This is a genomic window from Corynebacterium sp. 32222D000AT (assembly GCF_053546955.1).
In genome coordinates this window covers 118,129-133,581 of sequence record NZ_JBPPVW010000004.1, presented here as the reverse complement: position 1 = coordinate 133,581, position 15,453 = coordinate 118,129, and the positions used below count along the sequence as shown (strand labels likewise).

Sequence of the window (15,453 nt, the reverse complement as noted above, 5' to 3'; positions counted from 1 at the left end):
GTTTTTCTTGCCAATCCACATTCACCATCCTGAGCTTCACTTCGCTCCGGAAAGCGGAATCCTGGACGCTCCCGCCGGGGCGCTGCTCGACGGCACGACCTGGCACCTGTACTTCCAGTACCGCGCGCAGCCCGGGCAGGGCGCCCGGTGGGGCCATGTCTTCTCCGAGGACATGCCCTTCGACTGGTTGGAGTGCGACGACGTGCTCGCCCCCGCCGGCGGCGAAATCACGCTGCGCGCCGGCGCCGTCGCGGCAGTCGATGCCGGCGTGAACCTGTACTTCACCTCCGTGACGTCGACGGGCAGCACCGTGGCCCTGGCCCAAGACAAGGACTTCGACCGCGTCTGCGAGGTCTCCGACGACCCGTCCACCCTGGACGCGGCCATCCAGCGGGTGGGCACCGTCGCCTCCGACACCACCGATTTCTCCCGGTTCCGCTCCCCCTGCGTCGTGCCCGGCTGGGCCGAGGCCGACCGCGACGAGGGGCACGCCGGCTGGATCATGCTGGCGCTGACCGGCACCACGGAAACCCCGCAGCCGGTCATCCTCCACTCCGAGGACGGCACCTCCTGGACCTTTTCCGGCCCGCTGACCTTCGACGGCGACACCGGCCTGTCCGGCTGGAGCGCCGGCGGGGACCTGCCCCCGGTCGTCTCCCCGCGCATCATCCGCCTGCGCGATCAGGTCGACGACCACATCTACGACGTCCTGCTAGTGACCATCGAGCGCGGCGACCGAGAAGTCTCCGGCTACCTGGTCGGGCGCCTGGAGGGCACCGTGTTTAACGTACGTACCGGCTTCCAGCAGCTGGACTTCGGGCACGATTTCACCCGCCCGCGCACCACGAACTACATGCCGGGCACGGTCGACCAGCAGCAGCGCTTCGAGCAGTCGCGCCTGTTCGGTCTCATGAACGGCCAGGGCCGCGCCGACGATGCCACCACGCACCCCTCCTTCACCGAGGAAGGCTGGGCCAACGTGCTCTCCCTGCCGCGGCACGTCACCCTGCAGGGCGGCAAGCTCTTCCAGACCCCGGCCGTGGGCCTGCCGGACGCGGTTGCCGAGTCCTCCCGGGCGCGTTCCTGGGTGGGTCTGCTCAACGTGCCGGCCGGCTCCCACCTGACGGTCGAACTGCTCGACGCCGACGGGGATCCGGCCGCGGTCGTGACCCACTCCGGCGAGGAGCTCAGCCTTAAGCGCTGCTCCAAGTTCCAGGATCTCTACGCCGACGATGCCCCCGCCGCCGCCTCCCTCGCCGAGGACGACTCCGACTCGCTGACCATCATCATCGATGGCTCTACCGTCGAGGTCTTCGCCGACGGCGGCCAGGTGGCCATGGCCTCGCGCGTCTACTTCACCGGCGGCTGCAGCGGCCTGCGCACCAGCGGCGACGCCGAAATCCTGCGCGAGTGGGAGCGCGCCGGCTCTTAGGAGAACCGGCCGGGCTAGACCGCGCGCAGGCGGTCGAGGCGGGCGCGGGCGGTGACCGACAGCGTCGTCGGCAGGGCCGCTAGGCGCTCGTCGAGTTCGGCGGCGCTGATGTGCCGCGCCGACGGGCTCATCCCCACCTGGTCGCGGATGGATTCCTTGTCCAGGGTGATGGGGAAAGAGATATCCACCGGGTCGGCGGCCTGCTCGAGGTAGCCGCTGGCCTGCTCGTACATGCGGTCGATCTTGCCCTCTTCCACGCCCAGGATGCCCAGCGGCTCGCGCAGCTCGTCGAGGTGGCCGACCTCGGGGGTCAGCACAACGACCTGGCCGCCCGGGGCCAGGATGCGGCGGAATTCGGCCGGGTTACGCGGGGCGAAGACCACGGAGATGGCGTGCACGCTCTTATCGCGCAGCGGCAGGCGCTCCCAGACGTCGGCGACCACGGCGCCGATCCGCGGGTGGGCCTTGGCCAGGTGCTTGGCCGCGTGCGGGGAGATATCCAGGCCCACGCCGCGCGAACCCGCAATCGAGTCGAGCGTGTGCGCCAGGTAGTAGCCGGTGCCGGCGCCGACCTCGAGGATGGTCGGGGCGACATCGTCAGCCACCGGCTCCACGACGTCCTGGATGCTGCCGGTCACGGCCTCTACGAAGGGGGCGAAATGGCCCCTGGCCAGGTAGGTTTCGCGGGCGTTGACCATGTCCATGTCATCGCCCTGGTGCTTGAGCCCCGCCCCGGCCGCGAGCGTCACGTAGCCCTGCTTGGCTACGTCGTAGCTGTGTCCAGACTCGGACACGAGGCGGGAAAACTCGTCTGCGCCCTTAAGGGCACTTCCGTCGGCGGGATCCGCCAAAAGATCAATGATGTCGGAAAGCATAGACCTACTCTAGCTGGCGACTTCGGTCAGCAACGAACCGAGCTCCGCCGCCTCTTCCTTGGACAGTTCGATGACGATTCGCCCGCCGCCGTCGGAGGGGATCCGCATGACAATCTTGCGCGATTCTTCCACCGCTTCCATCGCTCCGCCCGTGGTACGAGGTTTCATAGCTGCCATGGTTTCCACACTTTCTTTACAAAGGATTACTGCTTCTTCCCAGTCTATCCTTTATTCACATCCGGGGTAGCGGCCCGGTACCTTTCCAGCTCGGTGCTAAGGGCCGCTATCACGCGGTCGACTTGGTCCTGGCGGTAGCCGTGGCGGGCGACGTCGAACTCCATCTCGGCGTAGTTGCCGGCGGCGAGGGCGGCATCGTTGTGCTCATCGGCGGCCGCCGGGTTGGGGACGGCCTCCATGACGGGCCCGGGGCCTACCAGCTTGCCCCACAGCCAGGTGCCCACGACGACGAGGGCGCCCAGCACCACGATCAGCACGAGCCAAGAAATCATGGTTTGAGGATACCAGCAAGCGCAGGCCGCTCGGCCACCTCGGGCACTCCCGCCCCGGCGCGGGCCAGGATGGTCTGCGCCACCACGTCCGCCATCGGGCCCAGCTGCTCCAGCGGCTTGTTGCGGTGGCGCCGCGGGGCCAGTGGCACCTGCGCTATCGATGCCCTCCCATAGGCCCGCCACACATCTATCAGCAGGCCGGCCTCAACCCCGTAGTCGGCGACGAAGGGCAGCTGCACCGCGCTCGCGCGCCGCAGGGCGTACTCCCCGCCCAGCGGCTGGTAGATATCGGCTAGCTCCGGGAAGAACAGGCGCAGCAGCGGCTTGGCAGAAAGCTCCGTCACCCGCCCGCCGCCGGTGGCTTGTGCCCCTAGGGTGCGCTCGTAATGGGCTTTGACCAGGTGGATCCCCGGGTCCTGGAAGGGCCGGGCCAGGGCGTTGACCATGCCGGGCTCGGCCGAGTCCAAGTCGGCGTCGACGAAGACCACGACGTCCCCGCGCGCGGCGGCGACCCCGCGCCACAGCGACTCGCCCTTGCCGGGCACGGGCGTAATACCTGGGAGCACCTCGCGCCAGTTGCGCACCGTGGCCCCGGCGCGGGCGGCCTCTTTCGCGGTCTCGTCGGTGGAATCGGCGTCGATGACTAAGACCTCGTGCGGGCAGTCGGCGAGGCAGGCGGTAACGACCCGGGCCACGGTGGCTTCCTCGTTGAGCGCCGGGATGACAACGGAGACTTTCATGCCAGCCCTCGCGTCGTGGCCAGCGGGGCCACCTCGCCCGCGATAGCCGCGGTCATGCGGATGACGTCGACGGTCTCGGCGACCTCGTGCACGCGGAAGGCCGCCACCCCGCGGGCCGCGGCCCAAGCCGTGGCCGCGAGCGTCCCGGCGACGCGCTCGCCTACCCCGCGGCCGACGGTCTCGCCCACGAAGTCCTTGTTCGACAACGCCATGAGCACCGGCCAGCCGGTCGCCACGACCTCGTCGATGCGCCGCAGCAGCTCGAGCCCGTGGAAAGTATTCTTGCCGAAGTCGTGCGTGGGGTCGATAAAGACCAGCTCTTCTGGGCAGCCCAACCCCGCGGCCTTCTCGGCCAGAGCGGTGGTCTCCCCGATGACGTCAGCGACCACGTCGTCGAAGTGCACGCGGTGCGGGCGGGTGCGCGGGGTGATCCCGCCGGTGTGCGAGCAGACGTAGCCGACGCGGTGCTGGCCGGCGACCTCGATGAGCTGCGGGTCAAAGCCCGCCCAGGTGTCGTTGACGAGTCGGGCGCCGGCGGCGATGGCGGCATCGGCAACCTCGGAGCGCCAGGTGTCCACGGACACGACGACGTCCGGGTAGCGCTCGGCGATGGCCGCGATGGTGGGCACGACGCGGTCGATCTCTTCGGCGGCATCGACCTGCGTGCCGGGCCCGGCTTTGACGCCGCCGACATCGACTATCGATGCCCCCTGCGCAACGACCTGCTCGCAGCGCGCCAGGGCGCGGTCTAGCTCGAAGGTGCTGCCCTGGTCGTAGAAAGAGTCCGGGGTGCGGTTGATAATCGCCATGACCTGGGCGATAGCGTGGTTGTGCATGGGGCTAGAGATCGCGGATGCGCCCGTCGGTCATGATGGCGTGCGCGCTGACGATGTGCTCGACGGCCTCGTCCACCGAGTCCGTGACCAGGAACAGGTCCAGGTCGGACTCATTGATGTAGCCGTCGGCGACCAGCCGCTTTTGCATCCAGTCCACCAGGCCGGACCAGTACTCGGTGTCGAGCAGGACGATCGGGTAGTTGGTCACCTTGCCGGTCTGGACCATGCAGGCAACCTCGAAGAACTCGTCCATGGTGCCCATCCCGCCCGGCAGGCAGACGAAAGCCTGGGAGTACTTCAAGAACATGGTCTTGCGGGCGAAGAAATAGCGGAAGTTCAGGCCCAGGTCGACGTACTGGTTCAGGCCCTGCTCGAAGGGCAGCTCGATGCCTAAGCCGATGGACATGCCGCCGGCCTCGTGCGCGCCGCGGTTGGCGGCCTCCATGATGCCGGGGCCACCGCCGGTGATGACGGCGTAGTCCGCGCCGACTAGCTTGTTGCCCAGCTCGACGGCCTGGGCGTAGGAGGGGGCATCCTCCGGCGTGCGCGCCGAGCCGAAGACGGTCACGGCCTTGGGCAGCTTCGACAGGGCGTCGAAGCCGGCCACGAACTCGCCCTGGATGCGCAGCACGCGCCACGGGTCGGCGTGCTGCCACTCGTGGTCGGCGCCCGACTGCAGCAGGCGCTGGTCGTAGGTCGACTCCTGCTCGCCTTCGGTGCGCAGCAGCAGCGGCCCGCGCAGGGTGCGGTGATAATTTTCAGAAAGGTGCTTCTGATTGTTTTTCTGCGGTGCCATCGACAACGGCTCCCTTTCTTTGTTTTCTTTTAAGAGTTTTCTCTTAAGAGTTCGTGCTGGTCAGGTACTGGCGCAGGACGCTGGCGACCGAGGTGATCTGGCCTACCGGGCACTGCTCGTCCGGCTTGTGCGCGAAACCGGGATCGCCGCAGCCGAAGTTCACCGCCGGGGTGCCCATCTCGGAGAAGCGGGACACGTCGGTCCAGCCGTACTTGGCGCGGACCTGGCCGCCGACGGCATCGATAAGCGCGGCGGCCGCGGGCTGGCCCAGGCCGGGCAGCGCGGGCCCGGCGACGTCATCGACCTCGATGTCGATGTTCTCGTGCTCGCCGAGGACCTCGCGCAGGTGGGCCATGGCCTCCTCGGAGCTGCGATCGGGCGCGAAGCGGTAGTTGACGAACAGCCACGCCTCGTCCGGGATAGTGTTGGTCGCCACCCCGGCCTCCAGTTGCACGATGTTGATGCCTTCCTTATAGACGCAGCCGTCGATTTCGACGTCGCGCGGCTGGTAGGCGGCGATGTTGTTGATGACCGGGGCCAGGGTGTGGGCGGCGTTCGAGCCGAGCCAGGCCCGTGCCGAGTGCGCGCGGGTGCCGCGGGCGGTGACCCGCAGGCGGATGCTGCCCTGGCAGCCGGCCTCGATCATCCCGCCGGAGGGCTCACCCAGCAGCGCCAGGTCCCCGGCCAGCCACTCCGGGTTGTCGCGCTGGATGTGGCCCAGGCCGTTGTATTCGGTGGCGACCTCCTCCCCCTCGTAGGCGATGAAGGTGAGATCGTGGGCCAAGGAGGCATCGTTAGCCAGGGTGGCAAAGGTGTGCAGGTAGACGGCCAGGCCGGACTTCATGTCGACCGTGCCGCAGCCGAACATCGTCTCGCCATCCATGTGATGCGGCACGTTGTCGGCCAGCGGGACCGTGTCCACGTGCCCGGCCAGGACCACGCGGGAATCCAGCCCGCGGTGGGTGCGGGCACAGACCGTGTTGCCGAAGCGAACGACCTCCACCTCCTCGATGTCGCGGAGGGCGGCCTCAATCGCATCCGCGATGGCTTCCTCGTGGTGGGAGGGGCTGGGGATGTCCACGAGCTGCTTCGTCAGCTCGACTGGGCAGGTCAGCAGATCTAGGTAATTCGGCTTCGGAGTACTCACAACCGGCCATGCTACCGCGTAACGCGGGGGTGGCGGGCGTGACCTTGGTGACGAACGTGTAAACTCCCAGCAAACACTCGCTGTATTTCAGCGGGATCGACATATCGCAAATCTGGGTTGGAGAATTCAATGGCTACGGAGAAACCACAGCGACTAAAAACCCGCCACCTGACCATGATGGGCCTGGGCTCCGCCATCGGCGCCGGACTGTTTCTCGGCGTGGGCGTGGGCATTCATATCGCCGGCACGTCCATTCTCATCGCCTATGCCATCGCGGGCGCCTTGGTCGCCCTGATCATGCGAATGTTGGGGGAAATGGCCTCCGCCCGCCCGTCGCTGGGCTCCTTTTCCACCTACGCCGGCCAGGCCTTCGGCAACTGGGCGCGGTTTACCTGCGGCTGGCTGTACTGGTTCATGCTGGTGATGGTCATGGGCGCCGAAATCACCGGCGCGGCGGCCATCATCGGCGGTTGGTTCGGCGTCGAGCCGTGGATCCCGGCGCTCATTGCGGTGCTGATCTTCGCGGTCATCAACTTCGCCTCCGTGCGCGGCTTCGGCGAGTTCGAATTCTGGTTCGCTGTCATCAAGGTCGCGGTGATCGTCGCCTTCCTCGTGCTGGGCGTGCTGATGGTCACCGGCCTGTGGCCGGGCACGACCTTCGTCGCCACGGAGAACTTCACCGATAACTTCCTGCCCAACGGCATCCCCGGCTTCGCCGCCGGCCTGCTGGCCGTGGCCTTCGCCTTCGGCGGCATCGAGCTGGTGACCATCGCCGCCGCGGAGTCCGAGGATCCCGCGCACAACGTCTCCACCGCCGTGCGCGCCATCATCTTCCGCATCATCGTCTTCTACCTGGGTTCGGTCGCCGTCATCGCCCTGCTGCTGCCCTTCGAGCTGATCCAGGACGCCGACGACGCCTCCCAGTCCCCCTTCGCCCTGGTGATGGGCACCGCCAACATCCCGGCCGTGGCCGGCTTCATGGAGCTCGTCATCGTCGTGGCCCTGCTGTCCGCGTTCAACGCCCAGATTTACGCGACCTCCCGCCTGGTCTTCGACATGGCCCGCGACGGCAACGCCCACCACGCCTTCCTGTTCACCAACGCCCAGGGCTCGCCGCGCAACGCCGTCGTGCTCTCCATGATCTTCGCCTTCGCCTCCGTCGGCCTGCAGTACTGGAACCCGCCGGGGCTGCTGACCTTCCTGTTCAACGCCGTGGGCGGGTGCCTGCTGGTCATCTGGATCCTGGTGGTCTGCTCCTACCTGAAGCTGCACCCCGAGATGAAGGCCAACGGCGAGCTCACCCAGCTGCGCACCCCCGGCTTCCCGTACGTGCCGTGGATCGTGCTGGCCGCCCTAGGCGCGCTGATCGTGCTCATGCTCTTCGACCCGGCCGCCCGCGCCCAGATCGGCGCCGTCGTGGCGATGTCCGCCGTCCTCATCGTGCTGTCTTTCGCACTGCCGACCGGCGCGCGCAGCCAGGTGGGGCGCAACAAACGCTAATTAGCTAAACTGGCTCAACGTGCGTCTAAACAACTGAATACGTGGCATATTCCCTTCGATTTTTTCACGAGGCATTTTCACACTATGACTTCAGCATCCGCCCGCGGGCTCGCGACCATCACCCACGACGGCACGGTCTTGGACGTTTGGTTCCCGGCCGTCCACACCGATCAGCCGGTGGAGCAGTCCGGCACCACCCAGCTGGATGAGGTTCCCCAGCAGTTCGCTGAGCTGGTAGGCCCCGACGAGGAACGCGGCGTCGCCCGCGTGGCAGTTGCCACCGGCATCGCCTCGCTTGACGATGCCCCCATCGACACCTACGACGCCTACCTGCGCCTGCACCTGCTGTCCCACCGCGCGGTCCGCCCGCACGAATTGAACATGGACGGCATCTTCGGCCACCTGGCCAACGTCGTGTGGACCAACTACGGCCCGTGCGCCGTCTCCGACTTCCAGATGGTGCGCGGCCGCCTGGCCTCCCGCGGCCCGGTCACCGTGTACTCGGTGGACAAGTTCCCCCGCATGGTCGACTACGTCATCCCCTCCGGCGTGCGCATTGGCGATGCCGACCGCGTCCGGCTGGGCGCCCACCTCGCGGAGGGCACCACCGTCATGCACGAGGGCTTCGTCAACTTCAACGCCGGCACCCTGGGCGCCTCCATGGTCGAGGGCCGCGTCTCTGCCGGCGTGGTGGTCGGCGACGGCTCCGATATCGGCGGCGGCGCCTCCATCATGGGCACGCTGTCCGGCGGCGGCAAGGAGGTCATCTCCCTGGGCGAGCGCTGCCTGCTCGGCGCCAACTCCGGCGTCGGCATCTCGCTGGGCGACGACTGCGTCGTCGAGGCGGGCCTGTACGTCACCGCCGGCACCCGGGTTACCGTCTACGGCAAGGTCGCCGAGGCCGTCGGCGTCGAGGCCGGCGAGCAGGTTAAGGCCGCGAAGCTGTCGGGCGCTTCCGGCGTGCTGCTGCGCCGCCACTCCGTGACCGGCGCCGTCGAGGCCACCGAGTGGAAGGCCGCAGCCGTGGCCTTAAACTCCGACCTCCACAAGAATTAAAATTCGGCCGCTAAGGACCCCTTCGGGGGTCCTTTTTCGTAGGCGACCTACACTAAGAGAGTGTCTACTGCTGAACCTACTCCCGCCGCTACCCTCGGCCACGGCCTGAAGGTCCGCCACCTGACGATGATGGGCCTAGGCTCCACCATCGGTGCCGGGCTCTTTTTGGGCACCGGGGTCGCCATCGCCGCCGCTGGCCCGGCGGTCCTCGTCGCTTATGTCATCGCCGGCACCTTGGCCATCCTCGTGATGCAGATGCTCGGCGAGATGGGCACCGTCATTCCCGCCTCCGGCTCGTTTTCCGAGTATGCCGAGCACGGCATCGGACGCTGGGCGGGCTTTACACAGGGTTGGATCTACTGGCTGGCCACCGTGGCGGTGCTGGGCGCCGAAATCACCGGCGCCGCCGCCTTCATCGGCGCGTGGCTGGCCGTGCCGCCGTGGATCCCCGCGGCCGTGTGCGTGGCCATCTTCGGCGTGATTAACCTTTTGCACGTACGTTCCTTCGGCGAGTTCGAGTACTGGTTCGCCGCCATCAAGGTCGTCGTCATCGTCGCCTTCCTGCTGCTGGGCGTGGCGCTTATCTTCGGCCTGCTGCCCGGCCACACCTTCGTCGGCACCGAGATCTTCTTGGGCGACGGCTTCATGCCCAACGGGCTGTCGGGCGTGGCCACCGGCCTGCTGGCGGTCGCCTTCGCCTTCGGCGGCATCGAGGTCGTCGCCATCGCCTCCGCCGAGTCGGAGGACCCGAAGCGCTCCCTGGTCAACGCCGTGCGCTCGACCATCCTGCGTATCTCGGTCTTCTACCTGGGCTCCGTGCTGGTGATTACCTTCCTGCTGCCCTACTCTTCGCTGGGTGACTCCGATACCGCCGCCGCCTCGCCGTTTACCCGCGTGCTCGAGCACGCCGGTATCCCGTTCGCGGCCGGCCTGATGGAGGTCATCATCGTGCTGGCGCTGCTGTCTGCCTTCAACGCGCAGATCTACGCCTCCTCCCGCATGATGCACTCGCTGGCCACCCGCCGTGAGGCGCCGCGCATCTTCGCCCGCACCAACACCCACGGCGTCCCGCTGCCGGCCATTGGGCTGTCGGTGGCGCTGGCCGCCGTCATGGTCGTCCTCAACTACGCCGATACCGGTTGGCTGCTGACCTTCATGCTCAACTCGGCGGGCGCTTCCCTGCTTATCGTGTGGACCTTCATCGCGGTCGCGCAGCTGCGCCTGCGCCGCCAGCTCGAGGCCCGCTACGAGCTGCCCATCCGCATGTGGGCCTACCCCTACCTGACGTGGCTGACTCTGATTGCGCTGGCCGGCATCGCCGTGCTCATGCTCAGCGATGCCTCCTCCCGCATCCAGCTCGCCTCCGCCGCCGCCATGTTCGCGGTGCTGGCGGTTGCCGGGTTCATCAACTCGAAGGTCCGCGGCATTTCCCCGACCTCGACGCTGGACCTGCCGTAGCAGCTCGGCCGGCTGGGCGCTCACCGTGTGGTGGGCGCCCTTTCTTTGTGCCGGCTTCTGGTTCTCCGGCTGCGCTTATGCCGCCTGCCCTTCTGCCGGCTTCTCTTCCGCCGGCTTCTCTTCCGCCGGCTTCAATTGCCCGGCACAATGAACCCTTCGCGGGCAACGGCGGCGCTTTTCTGCGCGCGAGACCCGCCACCGTGACCGCGAAGGGCGCGCTAAGCGGAAATCACCCCCGCGGCCTACCCACTTGGTAGCAATGTCACCATTTAGGATGGGCATTTTGCAGGTCGCGCCCGCCAGAAACCGGCGTGGGCGGAGTATTTTTAGCGTTTGTCGGCCATTTCCGCCCTCTTCCCTAGCAATGACTCTGCCCGCTGCCTAGCTTTAGGTGCATGGCGATGTGGACGACTGCGCGGCTGCGGGAGGAGGGCATCGGCAAGCGGCGGATTCGAACGCTGCTGGCCGAGGGCCGACTTTTTCGTATCCATCGCGGCGTCTACACGGACCAGCAACCGAGCGCTCACGAGGTCGCGACGTGCCTGCTGGCGGCGTATCCGCGTGCGGCGCTGGCTGGGCGAAGCGCCATCGAGGTGCACTGTGGGCTGCCGCTGAGCTTTCCACTGACGCTGGAGGGGCCGCGGACCATCGTGGGTGAGAATTTCCGTGTCGTGCATTCACGGCTGCGCTCGAAGCAGCAGGTCAATGGTTTTCGGGTCGTGGAACCCTTGTGGGGCGGCGCGGCGCTGCCCGGAGCGCAGCGGGCCCATGCTGGAAGGGCACTACCACGGCAAAGACGGCCGGGCTCGGCTGGCTAAGGACAGGCGCCGGATGGGGCGGATACCCAAGGGCCTGCGGGCGTGCCTGCGCGAGTGCGCCATCGGCACGGATTCGCTGCGCGAGCGGGAACTTGCGCGCGCCCTGCGCAAGGAGGGAATTTACCCGATTCATAACTCGGTCGTGGCTGGCTACCGCTTCGACCTGGAGCTGCGGCGGTGGAAGATTCTCATCGAGGTCGACGGCTATACCTACCATAGCCAGCACCGCAACTTCATCCTCGACCGCATGAAATCTAATGCCGGCCAGAACCACGGCTACCTGGTGCTTCGGTTTACCGGCGACTGCATTCGCTTCAACCTTCCCAGTGTGATCAACCAGATCCGCGACGCTATTCGGTGCCGCACGCGAGGACACCCCGGGCAAATGACGTATGTCAGCCGCGAGCCTGCTTGGAAGTGGCACTGGAACCTTTAAGCTTTGCCAGGTAGCCCGCTATTCTCTACGCTTAATCACGAAGATGGGCCTGTTGCGCCGTTGGCTCGGTGCCAATGGGACCTCCCGCCTCCGTAGCCTTCGGTTTTTGTCCCCGGCGGGAGTGGCAAGAGCCAAGAAAGGATTACCTGCCATGTCGATCGCCGATCACATCGCGAATCACACCTTTGAGCAGGTCGAGGCGTGCACCGAGGACGAGTACCAGCGGGAGATAGTATACAAGTCCTACGCCGTGGGGTATTCCACGATGGTCTTCAGCCTGTACACCGTCGGCGCAATCTTCGCCTGGCTCTTAGACGGGCAGCTCTCCCAAGTTTCCGTGGTCGTGATTCTGCCGTACGTCCTGGCCGAAATGCTCAGCACCCAATGGATGACCAAGCACATTCCCCGCCCGAAGCCCGCTACCCCGCGTCTTCTTCCCACCGCGCTTGTCGCTCTACCAGCTGCGATCATGATGGCGGGCATGTTCTACAACACCTACCAGGCGGGCCAGCTTGATACGGCTAGCGGCATCATCGTCGGCGGTATCTTGGGATTTCTCGGCGGGCTGGTTTTCACCCCGCTCATCATCAACCTCCTCCGCGCACGCGACCAGCGGCGCTTGGACGCCTCATTCGATGACTAGTTAGCTGGCCGGCTGGGCGACTACCGCCTGGCCGAAACCTCACTCGACCGCGCATGAACCCTTCGCGGTCACCGGCAAGGCAAATCCGTGCACCAATCCTCTGCCCGTGAGCGCGAAGGGCGCGCGAGGAAAGTTCTGCTGAACATACGAGTAGCCGGCCGACCGGCGCTACCGCGCATGAACCCTTCGCGGTCACCGGCAAGGCAAATCCGCGCACCAATCCCCTACCCGTGAGCGCGGAGGGCGCGCGGGCCGGCGGAGAGCCGGAAACAGGAGCCAACGGCTGCGCGAAACCAAGCGGAAGCGGGAGAAGCGGGCCGGGAATAAGCGCTAGGCGGGCTCCTGCTCGTGGACGACGCGCGGGCCCTCGGGCCGCGAGCGGAAGGTCCAGAGCTTGTTGATGATGAAGTTGACCGGCATGGCGAGAATGACGGAAATCATGTTGGCCCAGTAGGACATGGTGCGCAGGCCGGTGGAGTCGTCGAAGATATCGCGCGGCAGGCCGATTGGCGTGGTGGGGTTCATCAGCAGAACCATGAAAATCTGTGAGACGACCAGCGCGCCAAGGCCGGTAAGCAGGAACGGGAAGAAGCCGCGCAGCCAGGACACGCTGCTGACCGATTTGAAGGTCCACATGCGATTGAGCTGGTAGTTCCAGGTGTTGGCCACGAGGAAAGCGATCACCATGAAGACGTTGTACCAGCGCACGTTGAATTCGGTGCCGAAAATCGGGAACCAGACGTCGGTCTCGTGCACGGAGAAGAAGCCTTCGGCAATCTTCTTGCACAGCACGAACACGGCAAAGTTAACCAGCGCGCCCGAGCCGCCCACCATTCCGAATTTGATGAACTGCCGGAGGTTGGCCGCCATGCGCGCGAAGCTCTGCTCACTCATGAACTACCTTTTCAGGCCTGCGGATAACAACAATAACTCTTCGAGAATACTCCGCGACTACTGCGGGAGCGAAAACCGGCGCTGCGTGCCTTGCAACGGATCGGTAAAGCTAAGGCTGGTGTGCCACAGCTTGAGCGGCCGGGAAAAGTCGTAAAGGTCGAGGCCACGGTCGATTGGGTAGGTGTCGTCGCCGAGAATTGGCGCGCCCAGGTGGTTCAGCAGCACCCGCAGCTGGTGCGTGTGCCCGGTCTCCGGCCACAGGTCGGCCACCCGCCCGTGCGCGCGGACTCGGGTGCGGGTGGTGGTGCCGGTGGCATCGACGGCCACGCGGCGCTGCCCGGCGATCTTGCGCATGGGCAGGGTTATGAGCTCGTCGATGTCCAGCGGGGCGGAAAGCTCCGCGCGGTACTGCTTGCGAACGCGGCGCTGGGCGAAAAGCTGCTGGTAGACGCTGCGGGTGGCGCGCCGGCGAGAGCAGACCACAATCCCCGCGGTCAGCCGGTCCAGCCGGTGGATGGGCACGATTTCGTCCTCGCCGAACTCGAGGCGGAGGCGGGTCTGGACGGTGTTGCGGACGATGCGCCCGTTGCTCGTCGTCGGCAGAAAGTGCGGCTTGTCCACCACGATGAGGTCCTCGTCAGCGAAGAGGACGCGGTGGTAGAACGGGACCTCCACTTCCGCCGGCACGACGGGGTGAAACCACGCCGGCACGGGCCGCGGCAACGCTTGGCCGGGACGGAGTTTCTCGCCCTCGGCAAACGGGGAATCACCAGCACGGGCGGCCCAGTACTCCCCTTCCCACGGAACGCGACCGCGCAGGACGGTCTTTTGCGGGGAGATACCCTCCCGGCAGCCGATGGGCGGCACTAGCGCCCCAGGCGCTCCACCGCGGCGGCAATACCTTCGTCCGTGCCGTTGAGGCCCATGCGGATGTATTGCTTGCCGGCCGGGCCGTAGAAGTCGCCAGGTGCGACCAGGATGCCGCGCTCGGCCAGCCAGTCGACGGTCGCCCGGCAGTCCTCGCCGCGGGTGGCCCACAGGTAGAGGCCGCCGTCGGAGTGGTCGATCTTGAAGCCCGCTGCGGTCAGTGCCTTCATCAACGCCACGCGCCGGCGGGCATAGAGCTGGCGCTGCAGCTGCTCGGAGGCGTCGTCGTCAAGCGCGGCGACCATCGCGGACTGGATGGGGCCGGGCACGATGAGGCCGGCGTGCTTGCGCACGGCCAGCAGCTCCTGGACGAGGTCGCGGTCGCCGGCGATAAACGCCGCGCGGTAGGACGCGAGGTTCGCCGTCTTGGACAGCGAGTGCAGGGCCAGCAGGCCGGTGTGGTCGCCGTCGCACACGCGCGGGTCCAGGATGGACACCGGCGGGTTGTCGTCGTTCCAGCCCAGGCCGAGGTAGCACTCGTCGGAGGCGACGATGGCATCGTGAGCCCGGGCCCAGGCGACTACCTCGCGGAGGTGCTCGACGGAGGCGACCTCCCCGGTCGGGTTGGCGGGATAGTTGAGGTAGACCAGCGAGGCATCGCCGAAGTCGGCGGTGTCGTCGGCTCGGACAACCTCGGCGCCGGCGAGACGGGCGCCCACCTCGTAGGTCGGGTACGCCAGGCCGGGGATCACGATCCGGTGGCCGCTGAGCCCCAGCAGAGTGGGCAGCCACGCGATGGCTTCCTTAGAACCGATAACCGGCAGCACCGACTGGGTATCCAGGCCGGTCACGTGGTAGCGCCGCTCCAAAGCGCTCACGATGGCCTCTTGTAGCTGCGGCGTGCCGGCGGTGGCGGGGTAACCCGGCTCCGCGGCCGTCGATGCCAGGCCCAGCTGCACCCCCGGCGAGACCGGGTCCACGGGGGTCCCGACGGACAGGTTGATGATTCCGTCCGGGTGCGCGGCGGCCTTGGCCTTGGCATCGGCCAGCGAGTCCCAGGGAAAGTCCGGTAGCTTCTCCCCCAGCGGGGTGCGGTTCATGGTGCTTCTACTCCTGATTCTGTGGCGGCAACGCGGCGATCATCGGCGCGTCGAAGTCCTGCGGGCCCAAGGCGGCAGCCCCGCCCGGGGAACCCAGATCGTCGAAGAAGGCGGCGTTGGCGTCGTTGTAGTCGAGCCACTCGTCCGGCACGTCGTCCTCGTAGAAGATGGCTTCCACCGGGCAGGCGGGCTCGCAGGCGCCGCAGTCCACGCACTCGTCAGGGTGGATGTAGAGGGAACGCTTGCCTTCATAGATGCAATCGACCGGGCACTCCTCGACGCAGGACCGGTCCATCACGTCAACACAAGGTTGGGCGATTGTATAAGTCATGGGTGAAAATTATCT

18 protein-coding genes are annotated in these 15,453 nt (G+C 66.8%); 7 read left to right on the top strand and 11 right to left on the bottom strand.

Annotated elements, in window-relative coordinates; genetic code table 11:
* Nucleotides 1-13: 13 nt before the first annotated feature.
* Nucleotides 14-1,432: a GH32 C-terminal domain-containing protein gene (locus ACEE23_RS03750; protein WP_368519797.1), complete on the top strand. Its 1,419-nt coding sequence runs from the start codon at nucleotides 14-16 to the stop codon at nucleotides 1,430-1,432.
* 14 nt (nucleotides 1,433-1,446) lie between these two features.
* Here ACEE23_RS03750 and ACEE23_RS03745 read toward each other — a convergent pair whose 3' ends face one another.
* From ACEE23_RS03745 to dapE, 7 genes are read right to left on the bottom strand one after another with little or no spacing between them, the layout of a single operon-like run.
* Entirely contained in the window at nucleotides 1,447-2,307 is an 861-nt protein-coding gene (locus tag ACEE23_RS03745; RefSeq protein WP_368521040.1) for a methyltransferase domain-containing protein, read from the bottom strand.
* Nucleotides 2,308-2,316: 9 nt separating this feature from the next.
* Nucleotides 2,317-2,484 (bottom strand): DUF3117 domain-containing protein, encoded by a 168-nt coding sequence (locus tag ACEE23_RS03740; protein WP_070769414.1) that lies wholly within the window; start codon nucleotides 2,482-2,484, stop codon nucleotides 2,317-2,319.
* Nucleotides 2,485-2,528: 44 nt separating this feature from the next.
* Entirely contained in the window at nucleotides 2,529-2,816 is a 288-nt protein-coding gene (locus ACEE23_RS03735; protein WP_368521039.1) for a cell division protein DivIVA, read from the bottom strand.
* Nucleotides 2,813-3,556, bottom strand: coding sequence for a glucosyl-3-phosphoglycerate synthase (locus tag ACEE23_RS03730; RefSeq protein WP_448871525.1), 744 nt, complete (start codon nucleotides 3,554-3,556; stop codon nucleotides 2,813-2,815). The genes ACEE23_RS03735 and ACEE23_RS03730 overlap by 4 nt, the downstream gene beginning before the upstream one ends.
* Nucleotides 3,553-4,392 (bottom strand): dihydropteroate synthase, encoded by an 840-nt coding sequence (folP, locus tag ACEE23_RS03725; protein WP_368521037.1) that lies wholly within the window; start codon nucleotides 4,390-4,392, stop codon nucleotides 3,553-3,555. Before folP ends, ACEE23_RS03730 begins: the two co-directional genes overlap by 4 nt.
* Before the next feature lie 4 nt (nucleotides 4,393-4,396).
* Nucleotides 4,397-5,188: an LOG family protein gene (locus tag ACEE23_RS03720; RefSeq protein ID WP_368521036.1), complete on the bottom strand. Its 792-nt coding sequence runs from the start codon at nucleotides 5,186-5,188 to the stop codon at nucleotides 4,397-4,399.
* Between the two features lie 43 nt (nucleotides 5,189-5,231).
* Nucleotides 5,232-6,335, bottom strand: coding sequence for a succinyl-diaminopimelate desuccinylase (gene dapE, locus ACEE23_RS03715; protein ID WP_368521035.1), 1,104 nt, complete (start codon nucleotides 6,333-6,335; stop codon nucleotides 5,232-5,234).
* Nucleotides 6,336-6,464: 129 nt separating this feature from the next.
* Between dapE and ACEE23_RS03710 the strand changes: the two genes are divergently transcribed.
* From ACEE23_RS03710 to ACEE23_RS03685, 6 genes are all read left to right on the top strand, one after another.
* Nucleotides 6,465-7,835, top strand: coding sequence for an amino acid permease (locus ACEE23_RS03710; protein ID WP_368519604.1), 1,371 nt, complete (start codon nucleotides 6,465-6,467; stop codon nucleotides 7,833-7,835).
* Nucleotides 7,836-7,919: 84 nt separating this feature from the next.
* The gene (dapD, locus tag ACEE23_RS03705; RefSeq protein WP_368519603.1) at nucleotides 7,920-8,891 is read left to right on the top strand and encodes a 2,3,4,5-tetrahydropyridine-2,6-dicarboxylate N-succinyltransferase; all 972 of its coding nucleotides are present in this window, start codon (nucleotides 7,920-7,922) and stop codon (nucleotides 8,889-8,891) included.
* A gap of 126 nt (nucleotides 8,892-9,017) precedes the next feature.
* Nucleotides 9,018-10,349, top strand: coding sequence for an amino acid permease (locus tag ACEE23_RS03700; RefSeq protein ID WP_368519796.1), 1,332 nt, complete (start codon nucleotides 9,018-9,020; stop codon nucleotides 10,347-10,349).
* Nucleotides 10,350-10,744: 395 nt separating this feature from the next.
* Nucleotides 10,745-11,167, top strand: a complete 423-nt coding sequence (locus ACEE23_RS03695) for a hypothetical protein (protein ID WP_448871529.1) — start codon at nucleotides 10,745-10,747, stop codon at nucleotides 11,165-11,167.
* A 13-nt stretch (nucleotides 11,168-11,180) separates the two neighbouring features.
* Complete coding sequence (locus tag ACEE23_RS03690) at nucleotides 11,181-11,603, top strand: endonuclease domain-containing protein (RefSeq protein ID WP_448871531.1); 423 nt, start codon at nucleotides 11,181-11,183, stop codon at nucleotides 11,601-11,603.
* Between the two features lie 151 nt (nucleotides 11,604-11,754).
* Nucleotides 11,755-12,246: a hypothetical protein gene (locus ACEE23_RS03685; RefSeq protein WP_368519601.1), complete on the top strand. Its 492-nt coding sequence runs from the start codon at nucleotides 11,755-11,757 to the stop codon at nucleotides 12,244-12,246.
* Between the two features lie 330 nt (nucleotides 12,247-12,576).
* Here the strand turns inward: ACEE23_RS03685 and ACEE23_RS03680 are convergent, their stop codons facing one another.
* From ACEE23_RS03680 to fdxA, 4 genes are read right to left on the bottom strand one after another with little or no spacing between them, the layout of a single operon-like run.
* Entirely contained in the window at nucleotides 12,577-13,140 is a 564-nt protein-coding gene (locus ACEE23_RS03680; RefSeq protein ID WP_368519600.1) for a GtrA family protein, read from the bottom strand.
* Between the two features lie 57 nt (nucleotides 13,141-13,197).
* On the bottom strand, nucleotides 13,198-13,998 hold the full coding sequence (locus ACEE23_RS03675) for a pseudouridine synthase (RefSeq protein WP_368521111.1): 801 nt from the start codon (nucleotides 13,996-13,998) through the stop codon (nucleotides 13,198-13,200).
* An 8-nt stretch (nucleotides 13,999-14,006) separates the two neighbouring features.
* Entirely contained in the window at nucleotides 14,007-15,107 is a 1,101-nt protein-coding gene (gene dapC, locus ACEE23_RS03670) for a succinyldiaminopimelate transaminase (protein ID WP_368519599.1), read from the bottom strand.
* Between the two features lie 7 nt (nucleotides 15,108-15,114).
* A complete protein-coding gene (gene fdxA, locus ACEE23_RS03665) occupies nucleotides 15,115-15,438 on the bottom strand; it encodes a ferredoxin (RefSeq protein WP_070769427.1) in 324 nt (107 codons plus the stop codon).
* Between the last annotated feature and the right edge of the window lie 15 nt (nucleotides 15,439-15,453).